General features: G+C 67.1%; 27 protein-coding genes. 14 read left to right on the top strand and 13 right to left on the bottom strand.

All coding sequences use genetic code 11. The features are described from left to right. Nucleotides 1–210 precede the first annotated feature (210 nt). The gene (locus G5T42_RS17180) at nt 211–669 is read right to left on the bottom strand and encodes a helix-turn-helix transcriptional regulator (protein WP_206535672.1); all 459 of its coding nucleotides are present in this window, start codon (nt 667–669) and stop codon (nt 211–213) included. Nucleotides 670–950: 281 nt separating this feature from the next. On the opposite strand from G5T42_RS17180, the gene G5T42_RS17175 reads away from it, so the two are divergent. After that, the gene (locus tag G5T42_RS17175; protein ID WP_165129956.1) at nt 951–1,607 is read left to right on the top strand and encodes a hypothetical protein; all 657 of its coding nucleotides are present in this window, start codon (nt 951–953) and stop codon (nt 1,605–1,607) included. 399 nt (nt 1,608–2,006) lie between these two features. Next, entirely contained in the window at nt 2,007–2,531 is a 525-nt protein-coding gene (locus G5T42_RS17170; RefSeq protein WP_165129955.1) for a hypothetical protein, read from the top strand. An 81-nt stretch (nt 2,532–2,612) separates the two neighbouring features. On the opposite strand, the gene G5T42_RS17165 is transcribed toward G5T42_RS17170, so the two are convergent. Beyond that, complete coding sequence (locus G5T42_RS17165; RefSeq protein WP_165129954.1) at nt 2,613–2,789, bottom strand: hypothetical protein; 177 nt, start codon at nt 2,787–2,789, stop codon at nt 2,613–2,615. A gap of 119 nt (nt 2,790–2,908) precedes the next feature. Between G5T42_RS17165 and G5T42_RS17160 the strand changes: the two genes are divergently transcribed. Next, nucleotides 2,909–3,289 carry a hypothetical protein gene (locus G5T42_RS17160; protein ID WP_165129953.1) on the top strand — a complete coding sequence of 127 codons (381 nt, stop codon included), beginning with the start codon at nt 2,909–2,911 and terminating at the stop codon, nt 3,287–3,289. A gap of 69 nt (nt 3,290–3,358) precedes the next feature. Here G5T42_RS17160 and G5T42_RS17155 read toward each other — a convergent pair whose 3' ends face one another. Together G5T42_RS17155 and G5T42_RS17150 are read right to left on the bottom strand one after the other, a co-directional pair. Then, nucleotides 3,359–3,817, bottom strand: a complete 459-nt coding sequence (locus tag G5T42_RS17155) for a hypothetical protein (RefSeq protein ID WP_165129952.1) — start codon at nt 3,815–3,817, stop codon at nt 3,359–3,361. 296 nt (nt 3,818–4,113) lie between these two features. After that, nucleotides 4,114–4,290 (bottom strand): hypothetical protein, encoded by a 177-nt coding sequence (locus G5T42_RS17150; RefSeq protein WP_165129951.1) that lies wholly within the window; start codon nt 4,288–4,290, stop codon nt 4,114–4,116. Between the two features lie 269 nt (nt 4,291–4,559). On the opposite strand from G5T42_RS17150, the gene G5T42_RS17145 reads away from it, so the two are divergent. From G5T42_RS17145 to G5T42_RS17130, 4 genes are all read left to right on the top strand, one after another. After that, nucleotides 4,560–5,189, top strand: a complete 630-nt coding sequence (locus tag G5T42_RS17145; RefSeq protein WP_165129950.1) for an SRPBCC family protein — start codon at nt 4,560–4,562, stop codon at nt 5,187–5,189. Continuing rightward, nucleotides 5,186–5,854 (top strand): DUF4166 domain-containing protein, encoded by a 669-nt coding sequence (locus G5T42_RS17140; protein WP_165129949.1) that lies wholly within the window; start codon nt 5,186–5,188, stop codon nt 5,852–5,854. The genes G5T42_RS17145 and G5T42_RS17140 overlap by 4 nt, the downstream gene beginning before the upstream one ends. 198 nt (nt 5,855–6,052) lie before the next feature. Further along, a complete protein-coding gene (locus G5T42_RS17135) occupies nt 6,053–6,574 on the top strand; it encodes a hypothetical protein (protein ID WP_165129948.1) in 522 nt (173 codons plus the stop codon). 518 nt (nt 6,575–7,092) lie between these two features. Then, nucleotides 7,093–7,470 carry a PH domain-containing protein gene (locus G5T42_RS17130; protein ID WP_165129947.1) on the top strand — a complete coding sequence of 126 codons (378 nt, stop codon included), beginning with the start codon at nt 7,093–7,095 and terminating at the stop codon, nt 7,468–7,470. Between the two features lie 395 nt (nt 7,471–7,865). Here G5T42_RS17130 and G5T42_RS17125 read toward each other — a convergent pair whose 3' ends face one another. From G5T42_RS17125 to G5T42_RS17105, 5 genes are all read right to left on the bottom strand, one after another. Further along, nucleotides 7,866–8,468: a class I SAM-dependent methyltransferase gene (locus tag G5T42_RS17125; protein ID WP_241245882.1), complete on the bottom strand. Its 603-nt coding sequence runs from the start codon at nt 8,466–8,468 to the stop codon at nt 7,866–7,868. An 88-nt stretch (nt 8,469–8,556) separates the two neighbouring features. Beyond that, entirely contained in the window at nt 8,557–9,168 is a 612-nt protein-coding gene (locus G5T42_RS17120; RefSeq protein ID WP_165129946.1) for a class I SAM-dependent methyltransferase, read from the bottom strand. Between the two features lie 245 nt (nt 9,169–9,413). Further along, nucleotides 9,414–9,950 (bottom strand): ATP-binding protein, encoded by a 537-nt coding sequence (locus G5T42_RS17115; RefSeq protein ID WP_165129945.1) that lies wholly within the window; start codon nt 9,948–9,950, stop codon nt 9,414–9,416. A 12-nt stretch (nt 9,951–9,962) separates the two neighbouring features. Continuing rightward, a complete protein-coding gene (locus tag G5T42_RS17110; protein ID WP_165129944.1) occupies nt 9,963–10,343 on the bottom strand; it encodes a RidA family protein in 381 nt (126 codons plus the stop codon). 98 nt (nt 10,344–10,441) lie between these two features. Then, nucleotides 10,442–11,419: a hypothetical protein gene (locus G5T42_RS17105; protein WP_165129943.1), complete on the bottom strand. Its 978-nt coding sequence runs from the start codon at nt 11,417–11,419 to the stop codon at nt 10,442–10,444. A gap of 187 nt (nt 11,420–11,606) precedes the next feature. On the opposite strand from G5T42_RS17105, the gene G5T42_RS17100 reads away from it, so the two are divergent. Further along, the gene (locus G5T42_RS17100) at nt 11,607–11,936 is read left to right on the top strand and encodes a hypothetical protein (RefSeq protein ID WP_165129942.1); all 330 of its coding nucleotides are present in this window, start codon (nt 11,607–11,609) and stop codon (nt 11,934–11,936) included. A gap of 53 nt (nt 11,937–11,989) precedes the next feature. Continuing rightward, complete coding sequence (locus G5T42_RS17095) at nt 11,990–12,631, top strand: LON peptidase substrate-binding domain-containing protein (protein WP_165129941.1); 642 nt, start codon at nt 11,990–11,992, stop codon at nt 12,629–12,631. A 36-nt stretch (nt 12,632–12,667) separates the two neighbouring features. Here the strand turns inward: G5T42_RS17095 and G5T42_RS17090 are convergent, their stop codons facing one another. Together G5T42_RS17090 and G5T42_RS17085 are read right to left on the bottom strand one after the other, a co-directional pair. Beyond that, nucleotides 12,668–13,654 carry an LLM class F420-dependent oxidoreductase gene (locus G5T42_RS17090; protein ID WP_165129940.1) on the bottom strand — a complete coding sequence of 329 codons (987 nt, stop codon included), beginning with the start codon at nt 13,652–13,654 and terminating at the stop codon, nt 12,668–12,670. A gap of 59 nt (nt 13,655–13,713) precedes the next feature. Beyond that, nucleotides 13,714–14,886: a hypothetical protein gene (locus G5T42_RS17085; RefSeq protein WP_165129939.1), complete on the bottom strand. Its 1,173-nt coding sequence runs from the start codon at nt 14,884–14,886 to the stop codon at nt 13,714–13,716. On the opposite strand from G5T42_RS17085, the gene G5T42_RS17080 reads away from it, so the two are divergent. Both G5T42_RS17080 and G5T42_RS17075 read left to right on the top strand, forming a co-directional pair. Further along, a complete protein-coding gene (locus G5T42_RS17080) occupies nt 14,881–15,198 on the top strand; it encodes a hypothetical protein (RefSeq protein WP_165129938.1) in 318 nt (105 codons plus the stop codon). The genes G5T42_RS17085 and G5T42_RS17080 overlap by 6 nt on opposite strands. Before the next feature lie 95 nt (nt 15,199–15,293). After that, a complete protein-coding gene (locus G5T42_RS17075; RefSeq protein WP_165129937.1) occupies nt 15,294–15,572 on the top strand; it encodes a hypothetical protein in 279 nt (92 codons plus the stop codon). A gap of 157 nt (nt 15,573–15,729) precedes the next feature. Here G5T42_RS17075 and G5T42_RS17070 read toward each other — a convergent pair whose 3' ends face one another. Further along, entirely contained in the window at nt 15,730–16,269 is a 540-nt protein-coding gene (locus G5T42_RS17070) for a nucleoside deaminase (protein WP_165129936.1), read from the bottom strand. 229 nt (nt 16,270–16,498) lie between these two features. Between G5T42_RS17070 and G5T42_RS17065 the strand changes: the two genes are divergently transcribed. Beyond that, the gene (locus G5T42_RS17065; protein ID WP_165129935.1) at nt 16,499–16,888 is read left to right on the top strand and encodes an SHOCT domain-containing protein; all 390 of its coding nucleotides are present in this window, start codon (nt 16,499–16,501) and stop codon (nt 16,886–16,888) included. 93 nt (nt 16,889–16,981) lie between these two features. Here the strand turns inward: G5T42_RS17065 and G5T42_RS17060 are convergent, their stop codons facing one another. Next, entirely contained in the window at nt 16,982–19,423 is a 2,442-nt protein-coding gene (locus G5T42_RS17060) for a family 10 glycosylhydrolase (RefSeq protein ID WP_165129934.1), read from the bottom strand. 275 nt (nt 19,424–19,698) lie between these two features. Here G5T42_RS17060 and G5T42_RS17055 point away from each other — a divergent pair, with 275 nt between their 5' ends. Both G5T42_RS17055 and G5T42_RS17050 read left to right on the top strand, forming a co-directional pair. After that, nucleotides 19,699–21,030 carry a sugar ABC transporter substrate-binding protein gene (locus tag G5T42_RS17055; protein WP_165129933.1) on the top strand — a complete coding sequence of 444 codons (1,332 nt, stop codon included), beginning with the start codon at nt 19,699–19,701 and terminating at the stop codon, nt 21,028–21,030. Nucleotides 21,031–21,038: 8 nt separating this feature from the next. Further along, a complete protein-coding gene (locus G5T42_RS17050) occupies nt 21,039–21,917 on the top strand; it encodes a sugar ABC transporter permease (protein WP_165129932.1) in 879 nt (292 codons plus the stop codon). The last annotated feature ends 1 nt before the right edge of the window (nt 21,918 follow it).

Raw genomic sequence — 21,918 nt, 5'->3', positions numbered from 1 at the left:
GGAATGCGTGTCATCGCGCCGTCGGCAATAGGAGTCGCTGTACCACGAAGCTTGTCTTTGATCGCCGCTTCGAGATCGCGGAGGGTTTCATCTCAATCGGGCTCATTCATTAAGGATCCCTTCTGACACACTCCCCGACCATTACGAGCGAAGCGTTTGATTGATGAGCTGGACGGGATTTGGGCACATCTGGCCTCGTTGAGCCGTTGATTATGCGCTGCTCGGTTGCGCCAGGAGTGCGGGGGGGATATAGAGCCCGCGCCGTTGAGCGCGGACGGCGGCAAGTGCTCGGGAGCCGGCGTCCAGCTTGATGAGGATGTGTTCGATGTGGGTGGCGATGGTGCGTGGTGTGACGGTGAGGCGTTGGGCGGCTTCGGTGTTGTGGTAGCCGGCGATGAGCAGGCCGAGGACTTCGAGCTCGCGGCGGGTCAGGTCGTCGAGATCGCGGCACGGCGACAGCACGATAATCGCAGTCACATGGTGCGGGGCGTCGTCGGGTGCGTCCAGACAGGTCACGCGCAGGTAGCCGCCAGGCTCTGCCGGCGCCGGAATCAGAAAAGAGGCCCGCGGACTGTCGAGCGTCCCAACAGCAGCGGCCAGTACCGGCGAGCCGGGGAGCAGCGCGGCGTGGGTGGGAAGTCGTCGGGATCGCTGTAGGTTCTGCGGCACCAGCAGAGGGCTCGGATGCCGAGTCGGCCGTGGACGCAGTGCATCCGCCGAGCGAGAGCGAAATGACGATACAGGAGATCCCGAGAAGGATCCTGGAGCGAGGCACAGCCGCAATCGTTGCACAGCTCATGCCGAGTGCCCTGCAGCCTCTGGAGCCATCTGGCCCTCTGCCCCGCGCGACGAAGCGGCTATGGCCGTTTCATTCGGGCTGCCGCTGCCGTGGCTCTTGGCCAGTAGGCGCCCGATCCGCGGTCCTCCATCGGGCGCCATCCGGGTCGTGGATGGCCGGTTCCTATCCAGTCGATAACGATGTGGCGGTTCCGTCCGGCGGGTGGTGGCGCGCCATCGAAGATCGGAGCGTGCGTACTGGAGCTCGCTGGCGACTCGCCGCCGCTGCTGTGATAGTCGCGGGTGCGGCGGTGCTCTCGGGGTGCGACAGTTGGGCAGCTGATCCTGTCTCTTACAGCCGCGTCGACGATATCCCAATCGCGCGCATCTGCCTTCCCGTGACGATCACCTCGATCGAACTCCGAACGCTCGACACGAAGGACGACTATGAAGGCTCCGTCGTGTGGTCCGCGTCGGGCTCGGCTGACGTGCCGGAAGGTTTTGAGTTCGCGGTTGGTGCTGCCCCGCCCGGGCTGCAAGTGACGCGAGGGCCGACCGACCGCGCCGCCGCGGTCGAAGCGATTGGTGATCGGTTTTCTATCGGCATCAACGCCACGGACTCCTATGGCGATCATGAGTTCTCTACGCTCATCGATCTCAACGATTTTGAGGACAGCGACTGGCTGAATGCCTGGGGTGCGACGGATGCGCCGTGTGTGCGGGATGTGTGCCCGCCGGGATACACCTGCCTGAACCAGTGGCCCCAGCCGACTGGACCGGCTCTGATTCCAGAACCGACCTGGACATCGTCACCGCCCCCCGCGGGGTAAGGCCCGCGCCGGCCCAACCCAGATCCTCCCTGGATGAGGGGCGGCCCCAGTGCGTGGTTCGGACGGCACATCCCCTTACGCGCCGAGACGGGAATCAGTTCTCGCCACGACGCTCAACCACACGCCCGAAGGCGCACTGTTCACATCGAGCATGGGCCCGCACCGCTCCGAATACGGGTGCCTTTTCGCGCGCATTTTCGCCTCGAATGCGGTCGATACGGTGCGACTGTGCCGACGCTAGGGTGGCGGCATGCAGAGTCGCAGGAAGACGTGGGTGTCCGGTGGTGTTGGGCTGATCATCTGCGGTGTTCTGAGTATCCTGAAGCACTCGCTTCTCGGCTCGCCTCCCGCCGGCATCGCCTTGGGCGTGAGTGCGGACATCGCGTGGGCTGCGGCGTTGTGATCTTCGCGATCGGTTTCAGCCGAGACGGAAGCGTCGTCGCCCGGAAGCCGCTGGGTGTCGCGGCGATGGGTGTGGTTGCGCTCTGGCCGCTGGTGACAACAACCGTGCCGGCGATGCTCGCGACGGTGATTCCGGGGTCGGACGATCGATTGCTGATGTGGGGATACGCGTCGATCCTGATTACGTTCGCCGCCGGTCTGACCGCGGCAGTCGAGATCGTTCGGTCGGGGGTCGTTCCGGGACCGGGGAAGTGGGCGCCCCTGGTCGCGCTCGGCGTTCAGGTGCTGGCGTGGCTGCTGCCGCAGCTCCTGGCCGTCGGTGGGGGTTTGGCGGATCCTGCGACGTTCGTGGGGTTGTCCAACGGGCTGGGGACATTGAGCATCCTGGCGAGGACATTCTGTCTCGGAATTGTTGGGTTCGCGGTGACGGAGGCGCGAACGAGACAAGATCCGGGCGTGCGCTTGCAGGGGATCATCAGTGCTCGTCGTGTTGGCGGTACCGAGGAGCGCATCGGCGCGTGAGCCGGTCGCTCGGCGGGCGTTGTTACGTACGATCCGAGGCCGGTTGACGGGGCGCGCGGGCCGGGCGTCGGAATCCGGGTGTCAGTGTCCGCCGATCGCGCCGGTGCCGCCGTGCCGGCGGGAGTCGGTCGCCTCGTACTTCTGCGTTTCGAGCCCGGGTGCGGGTTCACCGGCACGCGGGCGACGCGTGTCGTAGGTCTCCGGCTCGGGGCGAAAGAACCTCTTCACACGAGTCCACGTTGATGACTTCTCGGTCACGATCGCTCCTTTAGTCGTCCCACCACAGTAGGCGAGCTCGCTCACGAGGGGTCGTTTGCTGGACGCCTCAAGACGCGCGTCTTGATGACAACAGTCGGCTGTGGCGCTTCGCTTGTGTCATGCGCTTCCGCAAGAACTCTGAGGCCGACGGGCCGAAGCAGTACGCAGTTGACCCCATGGTGCCCCCGGTGGCGGCTTGGCCGTTGGAGGGCATTGTTGGCCGCATCGGTCGCGGTGCCGAACGGGGAGAGTGGGTGCTGGCTGAACCCTATTGGGACGCGGTCGTCGGCAACGGGCCAGCTGCCGGCTACTCCCTTGAGTTGCCCCGCCGGCAGCTGTTCGACCTCGACGGGAACCATCTCCTCGACGATGGCTGCTACGACGACTTTCGCGCTTCGGGCGAAGGGGGGGTTCATCGATCTGCTGACCACGGCTTTGGGTGTCGAGTGGTCGACGGACGAAGCGGTCGTCGCGAGCGTACGAGCCGGACGGCGCTCTAAGCAATAGTCAGGCGACACCGCCGCCGCCCGCGGGCGGGTCCCTCAACGCGCGACGCAGACAACCTGTTGCTAGTTGAGAGTCCAGGAAACATCCGCGACGAGGTTCCCAAAGGTGAGGGGTCCCCATCCGTCGCTACAGGTGAGATGCAGGTGATTGGGATCCATTGCGACTAGCATCCCGACGTTCCCGATTCCGGAGTGCATCACATCTCGATCGCCACGCCACGCGTTCCAGAACCGGATCGTCATCTCACCTGATCGCCCGGGGATGGCAGCGAGCTTGATCACGGGCGGCGCGACATCGGTCCAAAGTGCCATGGCCTTCGAGCGCTGTTCGGCGACCTCCAACAGTCCCCCGCGGGCTTCGATGCAAAGAGCTTGCGGGCGAGGGGCGTCGGCGGCGATCGAGATTGCGAAAGAGGCGGCGGGGAGGGGCGGCAGTTCGAACCACAAATGAACGCGTTGCCCGTCGTGATCGATGGGTTCTCCTCGCGACGCGATGAAGCGGTCCGCGAGCGTTTCAGTCACGCTCACTTTGTATCAGCCCCGACCTGCGTGAAATGAACGATGTGCGAACGCGGCCAGCCACGGCGCGAAAGCCGCCCCTCCGGCGTGCGCGAAACTCACTGGCCGACGCAGATGTCCTTCGCCCCACTGGGTTCTTGACGGACACACGCGTCCCAGATCGGAGCGATCAGCGGCGTCCGCATGCCGGTCCACCTGCGTGCGCACGGAAGCCTGTCGGCTGAGCCCGCAGCCAAATTCCTGCTCGGTTTTGGAGCCGGGTAATCGCCGAGGCCAGTTCGCACCTCAAGCCGGCATCGCTAGCTGCTCTTATCCCACCAAGCTCGCGGGGCAGGCTGAGAGGTCTGCGGGTTGGTGGAGCTCGTGCGCGGCTTCTGAGCTTCACGCAGCGCAGCCAGAACCGAGCTGTAGATCACCAGCCAGAGAAGGCCAAGACCGATGAGCGCGCCGATGAGATACACCACGAGGTAGTCCATGCGGGCATTATGTCGAATGTCAGGCCGATGCCATGCCTCGCAGGGACGGAGGCGTACTCAGCAGATCGTCAGCACACTCCGTAGGTGAGGCAGCGTGAGAACCGGGTCGCCCTGCGTGCGCATGACGGTCGATCTGCGGGCTTTGCGCGTGGAGGGGCCGTCCGGTACATGGGTTGCGGCACTCGATTGAGAAGCCGGTTGCGGGCGGGGAGCGGGTCGAGCCGGGTCGATGACGCGGTCCGACCAGTGGGGTGCCGTAGGTTCGTTCTGTGCGAAGTCGGGCTATCTATGTCGAGACTTCGATCCGTGCCGACGTGGATGCGGTGTGGGATGCCACCCAGCACCCCGCCCAGCACGTGCGCTGGGATGTGCGGTTCTCGAGAATCTCGCCCGTCGGGGTGACCGTGGCCGGCGCCTCGACATTCACCTATGAACGGCGTGTCCCGTTCCACACCGTGCGGGGAAGCGGGGTCAGCCTGGGCGAGAAGACTGGTCCCGACGGGGCACGGACGTCGGCGTTGCGGTTCCAGACGGAGGATCGCTTGTCTCCGATCGCCGCGGGTCGGGGCTACTGGAGGTACGTCGCCGATGGGCGGGAGGTCACGCTCTTCGTCACGGGCTACGACTACAACCCGGGGTGGGGTGTGCTGGACGTGGTCGTGCGCCCGCTTCTCGGGTGGGCGACGGCATGGAGCTTCGACCGGCTGCGGATCTGGTTGGAGACCGGTGTCCCGCCCGAACGATGGCCGCTATGGAGCGTGTTCTGGTGGTGGCGGTCGGACCGCCCACGTGCCTCCCGTTGTCTGCGAGCACCACGGGGCAGATCGCGGCGCGACGACCATCTCGCCGACGCGCCACCGTCCCTGGCGGCCCTGCCAGACCCGGAGGTGATCCGGTGACATCGATCTTCGAGGTGGCGCTCGGGGCTGAATTCGATCGGCTGCACCCCATGATGCGACGACGGTTCAGTGTGGGGCTGGACTCCGGTGAAGCATGCGTCGGGCGCGGAGTGATGACGAGCATCCGGCGCGGGCCGTGGTGGACCATCCCGTTCCTCCAGATCGGCCGCTTGCGCAACATCCTTGTTCCCGACACCGGCACCGACGTGCCGTTCGTCATCGAGAACTTCCCCTACCGCGATCCGCTCGGTCGAGAGACAGTCACGTTCGTGCGCGAGTACACCATCGGAGCGAAGCACCGCCGGTTTGACGCGACCATGATCCTCGACGACGGCCGGATCGTCGACTACCTCGGCACGCACCAGCACCTCGCCGTCGACCTCGACCTTCGCGTCGACGACCGTGGAGGGCTCCTTCTCACCTCGGACGCGCAACGCTTCTACGAAGGACCCATCGGCTTCCGCTTCCCCATGCTGTTCAGCGGTCGCGCCCGCCTCCACGAGTACTTCGACGACAGCGACCAGTCCTTCCACATCGACCTTGAGGTCCGCAACCGCCGCTTCGGGTTCCTCTTCGGATACCGCGGCGCGTTCCAGGCCGAATGGATAGTCGCGACCGACGCACCAGCCCGACTAAAGCCTCACCGCCACGAAGCCAGAACATGACGTCAGGCGCTCGCTACCCGGTCCTCGACCGCGCGGATACGCACGGCGCCATGCCGCACCCAAGTCCGAGTCAATACCGACTTCGCGTATCGTCGATCCGTGGGTCGGGTCGGCGGCCGGTGGTTCGACGTTTTCCGACCGGGCTGGCGTTGGCGGGCTCTGATGGCGCTGCTAGGCCTAACGCTCACGGGATCAGCCTTGGTGTTCGCATTCCTCGCTGCCGACGAGCCCTGGCTTTGGGCGCTCGCTGTCCTGACCGCGAGCCTCGGCATCATCATGCTGCTCCGCGTGCCGCTGGTGCGTGTTGCATACGACGAGCACACGTTCGTGGCCACCGGGGTCCTGTGGTCGCGACGCATCGAACTGGACCAGATCGACGAAGTCGACGTGGCGCCGGAGGCTGCCGTCGTCCGTTGGACGAGCAATAGCGGTCGAGCGAGAACGACACCGCTGACCGCAGTCAATGCCGGCCGCCTGTCCTGGCTGCCCAACACGGCCCGCCGCCGCCGAGTCGAGTTCCTGAGGAGCTTCGAGTCATTCCTGCGCACTCGGGTGATCCTCCTGCTATGTCTGCCGCGCGGTCCCTTGCCAATACTCGGAGGGAGTCGGCTGGGTGAGCACGCTCAGCCAATCGGCCACCGCCCCGGTGTGGGAATCCGCGTTCACTGTGGCGCTTCCGTGCGAAGGTGTACCCGTGCCATTCGATGTGACGCGCGTTGATCCCTTCGACATCACGCGTGCTGATCAGTTCCAAGGGGACGCGCAGCGAACGAGGGTTCTCGTCGTTGCGAGACGGGGCCTTGTTGTGGGGTTGGTGTCGTCGGTCGGTACCGTTGCCGCCGTGCTGACCGGGGCGCCGTGGTGGGGAACACTCATGGTCGGAGTCTTCGCGGCATTCAGCCTCGCTGGCGCTGCGTGGGAGTATCGCAACTACAGACGCAGCGCGCCTCGCAAGCACTGAGAATCCTCAAAGGGTCCGCCTGCAGCGTATGGCGGTCGTTGATCGAGCGTTAGTTTCGATACCGACGCTTACTCACGAGCGGGTCCGCAAAGCGTGCGGTCTCCAGCGAAAAGTCGACTGGGACAATCGCCTCGACTGCTGGTTCCGTGAGCCGAGCCCCTATGTCGAGCCGAGGATTCGCGGGGGCCCGTCGCTCCAAGGTGACGGCTTCATCTCGGTAGCCTGAGCAGGAGTCGCGGGCGATGGGCCCGCGCCCGAGCACGTTGGAGCGACACCGATGCCTGAAACCGCGGCAATTCTCGCCTGGACTCTGCAGCAGGAAATACCGACTCCCGACGACGTGCAACAGCTGCTCGTCGAAGGAGAGCAGCCGGTGGCCTCGTTCAAGACCTTTCGCGACTCGGCAACATTCACAACCAAGCGGCTGATCGTGCGCGACGCACAGGGAATCACGGGCAAGAAGGTTGAGATCCACTCCCTGCCCTACAGCTCGATCTACATGTGGTCGAGTGAGAACGCTGGCGGCATGCTCGATCGTGATGCCGAGGTGGAACTGTGGACAAAGGCCGGCCACGTCAAAGTTAAGCTCACCAAGGGTGCTGACGTCCGGCGGATCGACAGCCTTCTCGCATGGGCGGTCCTCAGCAACCACTAATCCGAACCGAAGCGCTCTCCAAGTGGAGGCGCCAACCCACGGTCGGTCGTCGTGCGGGAGCCGGTCGTGCTGCGCGCGGGAGCCAGTGGCGCGCATCAGTCGAGCAGTCAGTTATGCCGGCGTCGGCTAGCGCGGCTGCGTAAGCGCCACGACGCCGAGGATGATGAAGGCAGACAACGGGACTGCGGCCGCCGTCAGCTTTACCCACCTCCGGACCTCGCCGGGGAGGAGCAGGTCAAGGACAACTTGGTCGAGGCTCCAGCGACGCTTGCGATGCGGCACATCTCGGCGAAGACTCGCGCGACAAGTATCACCCCGGAGGGACTGGGCGACGCGAACACGGCCAGACGGTCGGTCGGCCTTTGAATGGTGATCCGCGCGCGGAAGCGGGTCCTTCACCGAGCGGGCTTCCGCCATGTCAGCACGTATCGCCACAACGGGTACTGCCGCCACTGTGCGCCGGGGAGCACCCCGGCTGCGGCCGCTCGAGCCTCGTTATATGTGTGCGGTGGCGGCCAGACGGTCGGCGCCGAGTGCTCCCACATTGTCCGCCTATGTGAGTACCACCGATGCTGCACGACACCTGCCACCCCGTAAAGGTGGTCGCGGACCGACGCGGCCCGTGCGAGGCCGACCACGACGAGCGAGCCGCCCGGCGAGGTGACCGCTGCCAGCCGGCGAAGTCCGCGGCGCAGATCCGGGAAGTGGTGGACCACTGCGACCGCCGCGACCACGTCGAAGGTACGACCGAAGTCGTGCGTCATGACGTCGCCCAGCACCCACTCGATGCCCCCATGCTGCTTCGCCGCAGCATTGAGCACGGCCTCAGAGCTGTCGATCGCCACGACGTCGGTCAACGTCCGGCGCAACTCAACTGCAAGCATCCCGTCGCCGGTTCCGACGTCGAGTGCAGACGACGCGTGGGCCGGGACCGCACCCAGCACGACCGAGTGGAAGTGGATGTTGTGATTCCACCGTCGTCCCTCACGCTCCGCCACTGTTCCATCTTGCCGAAGCGAGGTCGCCCTTTCGACGGTCCCGGTGCGGGCCAGCCGCGCTCGCACCATGAGCGGTCGAGCTCGCACCTCACCCTGCGGGCGGGCGTCTGGCGAGGATCGCTCCATGAGGTCGGGGCTTGGGCTCGCGTGCCGTTCTGGTGTGGGTCTCGACGACGTCAAACCCCGCGACCTCTAACTCGTTCGCCAACGCTTCCGGCGCCCAGCGGTAGGCGGTGACAACCGTGTGATCGAACGGCTCGACCAACGGTCCGATGAAGAATCCCACCAACAGCGCGCCACCCGGCTGAACGACCCGAGCGAACTCCTCCAGCGTTGCGCCGACGGTGCTCGGCTCGTGATGGATGAGTGAGTACCAAGCGAGGATTCCGCCTACGCTGCCGCTTTCAAACGGCAGTCGGTTAATGTTGCCGAGTTCGAAAGGCACTCCCGGGTAGGCGTCGCGTGCGTGCTCGATGAACTCCGGTACCTGGTCGATGCCGCTGACGACGTGGCCCTCTTCGGTGAGATAGGCGGACCAGTGCCCCGGGCCGCACCCGGCGTCCAGGATGGGGCCGTTGACGTGAGCCGCCCACGACGTGATCAACTCCACGTCGGACGGGTGGGCAGCCGCCGTCGAGCCCAGCGCTCGCACATACTCAGCCGCCCGATTCGAGTACGCAGCCTGGACGTCCAAAGACACGATCGAAAGCCTAGAAGAGTATCCGGACCGGCTTCCACGCGCGCGCCCGCCGGTCCGCGTGCGTGAACCACGCCGAGTCGAGCGCCGCAGCTCCCCGCCGGGGATCGAGTGCTCGTTTACCCCGCCCTTGCAATGCCCGTGGGCGGTGCGCCTTGCGAAGCGTTCTCCGGCAGGCCTGATTCCCCAACCAGGCCCTCTTCTCTGCGGGGTGTAGACGTCGGACGGTTCACGTCCCCACCCGAAACTCAGGAGATCGACGGGGGCCAACGATGCCGCCGCCACTCGTCCCACGTTGCGAAGCCCGGGGGAACCGGGTCGAGCGGCTCATCGCCGGCGAGTTCACCGGGCGTCGGGACGCTGATGATCGCGGCCCACTCGGCCAGTTCCGCATCCGACATCTCCCACGTCGTGTGCGGCTCCTCCGCCTGGCGCCGTTGGAGTCGATGCCGCTGCTCCGAAGGCGACAACTCGAAATAGCGCATCTCCACTGACGCGCCGATGTCGGCTGCGGCGGCTCGCAGGGCGCTGCGCTCGTCTCGCCCCCAGAGTCCGAAGTCGATGACGACATCCACGCCCAACTCCAGCACACGCAGACCGATCTCGATGAGCCGCCCCTCGATCACATCCGAAGCGGCCGGGGGGTTGGCGAGGCCGTACAGCGCCTTCATCCACTCGTCCTTCGTGAGCCGGAGTGCCCTGTTCTCGATCTCGATGCGCCGTGCTTCCGTGGTCTTCCCGGTCCCCGGCAGTCCCACGGTGAGGAACAGCGTCGGTCGACCCATCAGCGTTCGGGGCTATGCCGTCACGGCGGTTGCGCGGATGGACACGAGGATGCCCGGGAGCTCGACACCCAGCTTCGCGACATACCGCGCGGGTGAGTCCGAGGGGAACCAGCGCGCATACTCCTCGTTGAGCCCCGCGAAGTCATCCGGTCTTGCGAGAAGGATGCCGATCTCGACGACGTCCTCGAGACCTGCCCCGGCTCGCTTCAGGATCGTCTCGCAGTTGGCCAGAGCCTGCCGTGTCTGCTCTTGGATGGTGTCGCCGGCGAGCGTACCCGTCACCATGTCTATGCCCACGGTGCCGGAGACGTAGACATGACCGCCCGCTCGTACTGCCTGACTGTAGAGCGGCGAGCCGGGGGCATCCGGCGTGGTGATGATCTCCCTGGGCATCGGAGCCTCCTCGAGCGTGGCATCCCTGATGCCGTGCATGCTCGCAGATGATCGTGAGCAGTGCCAGAGGTCGCGTGCGCTTCGCAGCGCGGGTTCGGTCAGAGGTGGGACTTGATGAACTCGAGGATCGCCTCGACCTCGCGTTCGACCCCGCCTTCGATCGGTTCGTACGGCGTTCCGTCGAAGTATCGGGCGGTGGTGCCGGGCCCATCCGGACTGCCGTGGTCGGCGTCGATCGACTTGCGCCAGACCTCGGCGTGGGTGGCCCACTCGTGCCGGTTCACGAGTGCGGGCTCCGTGAACCAGACGTTCCAGCTCAGGGTGTTGCCCGGGGTGAGCAGATTGCCGGAGTAGAGATTGAAGAGGTCCATGACGAGCTGGTTGAAGTCGTCGGCGTCCGGATCGCCGGTCGAGGCGATCGGTCCGATCTCGACACCCAAGTTGGCGACGTTCCAGGCGACGTCGGGATGCCGAGCGAACTCGGGGATGCGGAAGTCGGTGCTCTCGCCCTCGCGAAGGGGGAAGATCGGCTGCTCAGGATGGCCGGGATCGAAGGTGCTGACCTGGATGGCGTGGGCCTTGTCGTGCGGGAACGGGTGGTCTGCCGCGACGAACTCGTTCCACAGCCACTTGACGAGGCTGTTCTCCTTGGCGCTCGGACTGAACCAGATCTGCCCCGTCACCGTCATGTCGGCGGCGAGCGATCTGGCCGGCTCGTCCACCCAGCCGCGCTGCCCGGTCACCGAGACCTCGACGTTCAGGGTGCCGAGCGAGGCTGTCGAGACGCCCTGCTGCGGGCAGATGATCGACCACACACGCCCCTCATCGTCGTAGCCGATCCTCGAGATGTCGGGCGCGAACATCTGGTAGCACCTCGATTCCGGATGCCCCGGATCGGACTCCCACGAGAATTCCGGCCACAGCACCGCTTGCTGCCGGTCGAGCTTTGCGATGTTCGCCATGTTGGCCAGCATCGGCAGCGACGATAGATCCGGTTCCGGATATGCGAACGCCGGGTTCGATTCGGCGAAGCCTCCCACCCAACCGGGCGGGATCAGATCCTGCAGTCCACTCATCCTGGACCTCCTCGACAGTCCCATCCGGGGGTACTCGGATGCTATCGGCGCCCGCCGCCCCCATCTGTAGGTCGTTCGGTGGACAGCGACACACCCGCCGGGTTGAGAGGATGCCCGCGCTCCGGGTGCTCGTCCATCCGCTGCATCGGCAAAGACTGGGGGATCGGGCCGGTGCGATGATGATCGGGTGCAGTCCGGACGCGACACGCCCAGCGGTCCCTTCGTTGTGACACTCGTCGTCGATCTTCCGATCGCTAAGCCCGATGCACTGGAGGTCATCGCCTTCGTCGCCGACAGCGAAGTCGAGAATGCGCGCACCGCGTTCCCGCGCGTGGGCCTCGAACGCGATGTCTGGGCCGAGGTCCAGATCCCGCGGTTCGCCGACCCGCCGCCGCTCGCGATCGATGTGTGCACCGATGTGTCGGTGGCGACGGCGGAGCGCGCCGCCGCTCGGCTCGCGGAGGCGCTCGAGAGGGTTGGCTGGACCGTGCGGGCGCCCCGCGACGACGAGATCTAGCGGAATCCTTCCGACCGGGCCCACCACCGCCTCCGGCTGATTGACTGGTCGCTATGGACGTCGCGGCGATGTTCCCGCTGGGAAGCGTGCTGTTCCCGTACACACCGCTGGTGCTGCGGGTGTTCGAGCCGCGCTATCTCACGATGATGGGGCGACTGCTCGACCAGGAGGATCCGGAATTCGGGGTCGTTCTCATCGAGCGAGGGCTCGAAGCCGGCGGTGGCGACGAGCGCGCCTCGATCGGCACGATGGCGCGGATCATCCAGATGGAGGCGGGGTCCGCGGATTTGTACGTGGTCGCGGTGGGCGGGGAACGGATCAGCGTCGAGAAGTGGCGCGAGGACGATCCTTACCCGGTGGCGGAGGTGTCGGCGATCGCCCCGCTCGTCTGGGACGACGCCCTCACCCCGCTCCACCGCGAAGCGGAGCGGGTCGTGCGTCGCCTTGCCGGGCTCGCTTTCGCGCTCGACGAGGCTCGGTGGGACCCCGGGACGGCCCTTTCCGAGGACCCGGTCGAGTCGACCTGGCAGCTCGCCGCGATCGCTCCGCTCGGCGAATACGACCGATTCCGGCTGCTGAAGGCGACGAGCCTCGGCGGCCTGCTCCGGAGCATCATCGACCTGTGCCTCGACGAGGAGCCCGTGCTCATCGCCCGCGCCGCCGATGCCCGCGACGCGGACGATGGCAGCCTGTGACCTCGCGCGCCGGGTACTCCGGTCAGCAGTGGATGCCTAGGACAGCGCTCCGATGACCTCGCGCTCGAACAGCTCGATGCCGGATCGGTCGTACGCCGCTTCGGGGAAGTAGTGGATGGCGTAGGTGATGCCGTGGCGCTCCTGCTCGGCGAGCCGCTCTGCGACCTGCTCGGTCGAGCCGAAGCCGGGGGAGTCGAGATAGTCGCGCTCGATCCGGTCGACGCGCTCCTGCCCCAGATGCGGGAGCAGCCGAGCGGTGACCTCGGCAAGGCGGTCGCGTGCCTCGGCCTCGGTGGTGCCGACGATGGTGTTGAAGTTCGACGACCGCGTGATCTCTGAGAAGTCGCGGCCGATCGCCTCGCAGTGCTCCCGCAGCACGGCGCTCTTGTGGTCGACGACTTCGAGCGAGCCCGCGAAGTTCGTGTAGGACGCGTACTTCGCCGCGATCTTGAGCGTCACCTTCTCGCCCGCGCCTGCGATCCAGAGCGGGATGCCCCCCTCCTGCACCGGCAGGGGGCGGACGATCGCACCATCCACCTGATAGTGCTTGCCGTCAAGGGTGGCGCTTCCGGTCATCCAGGCTTGGTGCATGATGTCCACGCCCTCGCGGAGCATCGCGAGGCGCTGCGGGATCTCGGGGAAGCCGTAACCATAGGCCCTCCACTCGTGCTCGTACCACCCGCCGCCGATCCCCATCTCGGCGCGGCCGCCCGAGACGATGTCGACGGTTGCGGCGACCTTCGCCAGATACGCGGGGTTGCGATAGCCCATGCACGTGCACATCTGACCCAGCCGGATGCGGCTCGTCGATGCCGCGAAGGCCGCCATGAGGGTCCACGCCTCGTGTGTCGCCTCGTCGCTGTGCACGGGTGTGGTGTGGAAGTGGTCGTAGACCCACAGCGACTCCCACGGTCCGGCATCCGCCTGCTGTGCGAGTCCGTTCATCACCGCCCAATGCTCAGCGGGGTCGATGCCCACGAGATCGAATCGCCAGCCCTGGGGAATGAAGGTTCCGAATCGCACGAGTTCAGGCTATGGCCGCGGCGGGTGGTAGCGGCGGATCAGCGATCCCGAATCCGTCTCTACGTGCGGCGACTGCTGCGGGCGGCCCGAGCACGAGCGCGCACATTCGCCACCACCGACCGAAGCACGACCGACGGTGCCGCCAGAGTGCTGGGGTGCGCGTTCATGAACGCCACCTCGTTGAAAGCCGTCGCTACCGGGATGTCGACCACGGCGGCTGCGAGCACCTGATCGACCAGCGCGCGCTGCACCCGGACCGGCAGTGGGGGCCGGCCCGTCTCGAGCCGTTGGGCGTCGCTCTGAGTGGACAGGTCCCACGCGGCATCCACGACCACCTTCTGAAGCTCGAAGAACCGCGTCGCCACGCCCGTCGCGTCGGAGGTGGCACACAGATATTCCGAGAGGCACGACGCGTGGAGAGCGGCAGAGGACATGCCCTGGCCGTAGATGGGATTGAAGGATGCCACGGCATCGCCGACGCTGACCAGACCGCCCGGGATGCGATCCAGCGTGTCGTAGCGGCGCCGTCGCGCTTCGGCGAGCCGGAATGTGTGCACCTCTCCGATCGGCTCGCTGCGCGCGACCTCCGCGAAGACCGGGGGAAGATCGGCGCAGCGCGCACGGAAGCCGTCCTGGTCCTGCGGGGGCCGGTCCTCCCCGTACGTCATCTGGAGAAGCATCCATCTGCCGTTCTCGACGGCGGTGAGCGCTGCGTGGGTCTTCTTCGGGTAATCGGGTGAGACGCGGGAGGTCGCCACAGCCACCCGCGGCGCATCCTCGGAACGCGCGAAGTAGGCGGTCGCATAGTTCACGTCGATCTGCATGCGCTCCAACGGCGGTGCCTGCCAGCCGTCGCGCTCCAGCCACGCCGCCATCCGACTGGACCGGCCCATCGCGTCCACGACGAAGTCGGCCGGCACGACGCCGTCGTCGGCGGTCGACAGCCGGACGCCGCTGACGCGCCCATCGCGATAGGTGAGCCCGGTCGCCGCGTCCGGCACGAGCCGGACATTCGGGAGGGCAAGGGTCCGACGGCGCAGGAGGCCTTCCATGAAGGTCCGGCTGCCGTTGAGCAGTACGACGTTCGGGGCGGACACCGCCCGCTCATCGTCGATCCATTGCTCGCTCTGGTGCGCCTCCGAAGCGAGCGCGCCCTGCTCGACCGCCTCCCGCCCGAATCCCGGAAACCACCGTTCGATCTGCGATCGTCCCCCGGGGAGCAGCGCGTGCACCTGAAGACGCTGCGGAACGCCCCGCCGTTCGCCGTCCGTCGCGTCCGCATCCCCGTCTCGCTCGAGGATGACGACCTCATCCGCGTGGTCGGCGAGTACCCGCGCCGCCAGGAGTCCCGCGACGCTGCCCCCGAGCACCACCGCCCGCCGCAATCGGGCCCCGGCGACCCTGGGTCGCTCCCGGGTGCTGAGGCGGGCGAAGACTTCGGCCGGGGATTCTCGCAGTGGTCGCTCCTCTCCGAATCGGTGGAACGAGCGTGCCAGGTCGCGCCGTGGATGGTCAACGGCCTTCCTGGGGGGGCGGCGTCGTAGACTTCAGCAACGCTCCGTGGAGCACGGGCGAACTGCAAGTCGCGCACCCCTTCGTCGCCTCGGCGATGATCGGTTGGCGCTGTCGAGTAGCGGGAGTGAAGATGAGCAGCGAGCGGCATCGCGAGCACCTCGGGGACGACATGCCGGAGCAGGCGCCGGGCGAAGAGACGCTGTTGGGCGCCGCAGGCGATGAGGTGCCGCCCGGGGGAGTCGTCGCGGGCTCCTTCAGCGAGGAGTTCCCGGGCGCGGACCCGTACGCGGGCATTCCGGCCGACGAGGTCGGTCTCCCTCCGCTGAGCGAGGCCGAGCAGGAGGCCGTGGCACGCGAGGCAGATCGGCTCGCGGACGACCCGGACGCACGCCGCAACCTCTGATCCCGTCCCGGGCGTCCATCGTCAGCCGGCCGTCTGAGACTTCGGCTGCGCGTTCGATCGGCGTGAGGTTGCCGCAGCGCGCTGCTCGACGACGCCCGGCTGCACGAGCTCGGGTGGGGATAGCCCGTCCTCCGGTAGGCGAGGGTGTCCGAGGCCCTCAGGCCGAGGCATCCGATCGGATCGTCGCTTTTCGACGAGCTGCCTGCAGGTGCAGCTCGCGCACCTGCTCATCGAAGGGTGCGACCGACACGACGGACGGTGTTCCCGGGGCGATGACTGCGAAAGGGATCGGCGCGACCGGACCGGCGGGGAGACCCCAAGAGGAGCGCCACTCCGCCAGCTGTGCGGAGGATGCCGCGGCGACGACCCTTCCGAGACGCGCCCACGCATGGGCGGCCGCGCACATGGGGCAGTGCTCGCCCGACGTGTAGACGGTCGCGCGCCGGCGCGCCTCTCCGTCGAGGTGTGCGATCGCCCAGCGCACGAGCTCGAGCTCCGGGTGCGCCGTAGGGTCATCGTCGGTCACCTCGCGGTTCAGCGCCTCCGCCAGCACGGAGCCTCGACCATCGACGAGCACCGATCCGAACGGGTCGTCCCCGCGTCGCAGGGCCTCTTCTGCGAGCTCGATGCATCGCCGGAGGTGAACCTCGTCGTCGGCTTGGAGGCCGGCATCCGTCCGCTGCTCTTCCTCTGGCACCCGGCAACCATATCTACCGGGCCGTCGCCTCGGCCATGTCTCACGGGGGCTCCCGTGGGCCGCGGCGTAACGGGTCCGCGATTTCCCGGCGCGCCGCCATGCGCCTACTCACCAGACCTCGTCCCCGCGCGGTAGCCTCCGAGCATCACCATCGGTTGTGATGACTGCTGGAACCAGGCTTCGGCCCGTCCAGATCCTCGCGACGCCTGGCCTTCTGAAGGGAACCAAGATGTTCAATGACAATGGGTCGTTTCTCCTCGCCCTCTTCGAGTTCTTCCTGTTCTTCGCCTGGTTCATGTGCCTGTTCTGGGTCTTCGGCGACATCTTCCGGAGCCACGATCTCGGGGGCGGCGCGAAGACCGTATGGGTGATCTTCGTCATCCTCGTTCCGTGGCTCGGAATCCTCGTCTACCTGATCGCACGCGGCGGCGGGATGGCGCAGCGGCAGCTGGAACAGGCCAAGGCCATGCAGGCGGCTCAGGCCGAGTACATCCAGTCGGTGGCGAAAACCGCCCCGACGTCGGCGACCGACCAAATCGCATCGGCGAAGGCGCTGCTGGACTCGGGTGCCATCACGCAGGCGGAGTTCGATGCTCTGAAGTCGAAGGCACTCGCGTAACGCCGGCCCTCCGGCGCGCGAAAACCCCCTGAGCGGGACCGAGCAGGTCTCGGCTCAGGGGGTTTCGCTATGGCGTCAGGCAGTCTGCCCGACTCAGCGCTTGAGCGCGGTGTCGAGCCAGCGGCCGAACATGTCGAGATCGCGGAGTGCTCGCGAGGCGAACTGCTCGGCTCCTCCCTCCGAAGGCGTTCCGATCGCGGAGGCGGCCTGCTGGATCTCACGGATCGCCTTGTCGATCTGACCTCGATCGATCGCGGTCAGCGCCTTGTCGAGACGATGCTCGACCTGCGCGGCGGAGTCATCGGCGATACAGCGGGGCGCGGCATCCGTCACCTGCTCGCGGAGGTCGCGCAGCCCCACGGCCGCCGCGGCGACCGGATCAGCGTGAGGCGCCACCGCGGGAACGCGGTGAGGTCCCTCGGCGAGCGCCTCGGCCTGACCGGCCGAGAGCTGGTTCCACGCGAAGAGACCGACGCCATCGGAACCCGCGTCGGACACCGCCCGGATCTGCTCGAGGACCGTCGCGGGCGTCGAGCCGCGGAACGGCCCGTACGTCGCTGTGTACAGGTACTGGTTCTCGCCCACCCGGTCGCGCATGACCTGGGTGTCGTGAGCGACGGACGTCCCCGAGGTGCCGAACGACATTCCCGTGAGCAGATCGACGTACCCGCGGTCGACCCAGTCGGCCCAGTTCTGGAACTTCTTGCCGATGCCGTCGACCGGATCGGCGAACACTGCCGCCGACAGCGCCACCTCCGGTGCCTCCGCCTGCTGGAGCGCGCGGATCTCACCCACGAACGACGTGACGTTCTCGACGCGCCAGTCGGTCCACGTCTTCCACGCGGCATCGGCCGGTGTCAGCGTGTAGGGGTCGACGCCGTAGTGCGCGGCGAAGGTCTGGCGGCTGTAGTCGCTGTAGGAGTATCCGGCCGTCTCCCACGGCTGCGACACGGGGTAGCGGATGTAGTCGAGGTGCACGCCGTCGATGTCGTAGTCGGTCATGAGCTCATCGAGCAGCGATTTCACGTAACCGCGCGCACCCGGGTTGGCGGCATCGAGGAAGTAGTACCCCGGCTCGGCGGCCGACGGTCCCAGGCCCTTTCCTACGTCCTTGCGCTGAAGGGCGGCCCAGTCCGGGTGCGCGCTGAGAACCGGCCCGATGCCCCCCGTCTGATCGGACCCGACGAAGAACGTGTGGATCCACGAGTGAAGCTCGATGCCGCGCGCGTGCGCGCCGTCGATCCAGACCTGCAGCGGGTCGAAGCCGACCATGCTGGGACGCTGTGAGGCGACGCCGGCAGCCGCCGCCGCCTCGGACGGATAGATCGTGTAGCCCTGATAGATCGACTCGAGGAAGACCATGTTGAATCCGGCCGCGTCGATGCGGTCGAGCGTCGCCTCGATGGCCGCGCGCGTGGTCTCTTCCGGACGCACCCAGGTCGCCCGACCCTCGGCGGGCCGCGACTCTGCGGTGCGCTGCGCGGCGAGCTCGGCCGAGGCCTTGGCGGCGTTGGCCAGATCGACGGCGTGGGCCCGGTCGCCCGTCTCGGCGGCGGTGCGCGCCTCGGCGAGGATCGAGGCGGCCGCGGCCGACGCATCCTTCGCGGAATCAGCCGGGAAGGCGAGGCACGAGTCGATGCCGTCGGCGATGCGCGCATCCGCGTCAGCGAGGGCACGCTCCGCGCCGAAGATCGCGGTGCGCTCGTCGATGGTGGCGGTCAACGTCGAGCCCTCGATCGTGATCGTGGCGCCCACGACCGCGTTCGCCTGGAGCCAGGTGCCGCGTGCACCGTGCCCCGAGAGCACGAAGCCGTCGGCCGGGATCTCGCGGTTGTTGCCGCCTGCCGCTGTGACGACTCCGTTGACCACCGTGACCTCGAAGCCGTAGTCGTTCGTGCCGGTCGTGGACCGGGAGGACGCCGGCGTGTACTGGACGAGCTGTTCGGCGCCGCGGCATCCGGGGAAGCAGCGGCCGTTCCCGTCGACGCCTGCCGGGTTGCTCGACGCCGTGGGATCCACGGCGTCGATCGTCGTCGAGGCCGACCGCGCGACGACGGGTGCGATGTGCACGGTGTCGCCCGGCTTGATGTGATCGCGCATCCACACGCGGACGTCGGGCGAGCCGCCCGGGGAGACCGAGAGCACGACGCCGTCGGCGGGGATGGTGCTGTCGCCGGGCTTCCACGTGGGATCGGCACAGGGGGAGATCACCGTGCAGACGCGCTGAACGGTGTACCCGCCGCTCGAACCGTCGGAGACCAGCACGGCCTCGCCGCCGAAGGCGTTCGTCTTGGTGGTGGGCCCGAACGCCGGTGTGTAGACCGCCACCATGCCTGCGAGGCGGCTGGGCGGGTTGATCGCGGCGATGGGCAGGGTGGCCCCGTCGGCCGCGGTGACCTCGTCGCCGGCGGCGGGCGGCGCGGGCGCGGCGATGGCGGGGGCCGCAGCAGGCGCCAGTGTGCCGAGTGTCACTGCGAGCGCAGCGAGTGCGGACCACAGCGCCCGCCGTCGGACGGGATGTCTCACGTCATTCACCTTCGAATCCTTCGTGTTCACGTGCGTCGACGCTCGATCATCGGCATCGACGATCGGTTCGATTGGTTCGAACCAATGTGCGCCACGCTAGACCGGGCGCCGGATACCCCGCAAGCCTGGAGCGCTCAACTGCCAGATGAGGGTTATCTCATCAAGGCAGGGACGCGGGTACGGGCCCCCGGCCCGCTGGTTCACGGAATTTGCAATGGTTCGAACCACTTGCTACGGTCGCCTGCGGACGCACCGTCCAGCATGTCCTGCGAAAGGTCCACACAATGACGTTGAAACCACGGAAGCACGGATCTCTGGGCGCCGTCGCCCTGCTCTCCGGCATCGCGCTCGCGCTCTCCGGCTGCAGCCTGGAAGGGGTCGACTCCGGCTCGGCCGCCTCTCAGGAGGAGCTGTCGAAGGTCGATGGCAAGATCAGCTTCGCCACGCTCGAGCTCAGCTCGAACCCCGCTCTCGCCGCCTACATCGAAGACACGATCGCCGCCTTCGAGAAGGAGAACCCGGGCACTGAGGTCGAGTGGATCGACGTGCCGTTCGCGGGCGCGCAGGAGAAGTTCGCCGCCGACGCGGCGGCGGGGAACCTGCCCGACGTCATCAACATGAACCCGAACTTCGCGCAGCCGCTCGAACGCGAGGGCGTCTTCCTCGATCTCGATCAGGCCGCTCCCGACCTGGCCGAGAAGTACGTCGCGGGCGCTTGGGACGGCTTCAAGGTCCCGGGGGAGGACGGCTCGTTCGGCGTGCCGTGGTACCTCACGAGCGAGGTCACGATGTACAACGGCGCACTCTGGGAGAAGGCCGGCCTCGACCCCGAGAAGGCCCCGGAGACGTTCGACGAGCTCTACGAGGACGCCGCCACGGTGAGCGCCGCGGGCGCCGGTGCCTTCTACGGCATCCACCCGGCTCTCGAGAACCGCTTCCTCACCGACCTCGCGAAGATCGGCGTGCCCCTCATCGACGAGGACCTCACGTGGACGTTCAACACGCCGGAGGCCGTCGAGCACCTCGAGCAGCTCGCCGAGATGTATCAGTCGGGCGTCTTCCCGGCGGACTCGGTCACGCAGACCCTCAACGACGCCAAGGAGGGCTACATGGCGGGGAGCGTAGCCGTGTTCCCCTCGGGTCCGAACTTCCTGAGCGGCATCGAGCAGAACGCCCCGGACGTGTTCGCGAACACCAAGGTCGCACCGCAGATCGTCGCGGACGGCGGCAAGTACAACATGTCGGTGATGGGCCTGCTCATCCCGAAGACGAGTGAGAACCAGGGCACCGCGCTGGCCTTCACGGAGTTCATCACCAACGCGGAGAACCAGCTCGCCTTCTCCAAGATCGCACCGGTGCTCCCTTCGGTGACCGAGGCGATCGACGACGAGTTCTTCCAAGACGACTCCGACGGCACCGAGCTCTCGAAGGCTCGCAAGATCTCGGCGAACCAGCTCGAGAACGCCGCCAACCTCACCCCGGTGCAGTACGACGACCAGGTGAAGAACGCGGTCCTGGCCAAGATCCAGCTCGCCCTCACCGGCGAACTCTCGGCGGCGGACGCGCTCGACCAGGCGGTCGAGGCCGCCAACGAGATCACCGGCGCAACCAAGTAGGAATCGCGATGAGGCCCCGAAGATTCTTCACCCCGTGGGTGTTCCTCGCGCCGGCGCTCGCCGTCGCGCTGATCTTCCACATCTTCCCGTTCTTCCGCACGATCCAGCTGTCGTTCACCGACTTCCGGCTGGCCTCGGGTGGCCGGTACGTGGGGCTGGAGAACTTCGGGGCCCTCGCGTCCTCCGAGGTGTTCTGGCTCTCGGCCGGCAACACCCTCCTCTATGTCCTGGTCGTCGTGCCGCTCCTCGTCGTGCTGCCGCTCCTGCTCGCGCTCCTCGTGCAGCCCAAGATGCCCGGCATGTCGTTCTTCCGCGCGTCGTTCTACACGCCTGTGATCGCCTCGATGGTCGTGGTCGGTCTCATCTGGGTCTTCCTGTTGAAGGACCAGGGTCCGGTCAACTGGCTGCTGCAGACGCTTCAGGTCGTACAGAAGCCGCTGCCGTTCCTCACCGATGGCACGCTCCTGCTCCTGAGCTGCATGCTCGTGACGGTGTGGAAGGGACTCGGGTTCTACATGGTGATCTATCTCACCGCCCTCGCCAATGTTCCCGGTGAGCTGCACGAAGCCGCGCAGGTCGACGGCGCCGGATCCATCCGCCGCTTCTGGTCCGTCACCGTGCCGTCGGTGCGTCCCACGATGCTGCTGGTGGCCGTGCTGTCGGCGATCGCCGCGATGAAGGTGTACGCCGAGATCTTCGTGATCGCGGGGCCGACGGCGGGGCCGGGCGGCACCGTGCGCTCCATCGTCTTCACGATCCGCGAGGTCGGATCGGGCTTCGACGGGCAGGTCGGGTACGCCGCCGCCATGAGCCTCGTGCTGTTCGTGTTCGCCATCGGGCTCACGGTCGCCCTTCAGAAACTCAGCAGGGAGCGTCAGGAGGCATGAG

Origin of the sequence: Microbacterium sp. 4R-513 (assembly GCF_011046485.1) — a bacterium.
Taxonomy (GTDB): Bacteria; Actinomycetota; Actinomycetes; order Actinomycetales; family Microbacteriaceae; genus Microbacterium.
The sequence above is the reverse complement of the archived record's forward strand: the minus strand, read 5'-3'. Positions and strand labels throughout refer to the sequence as shown.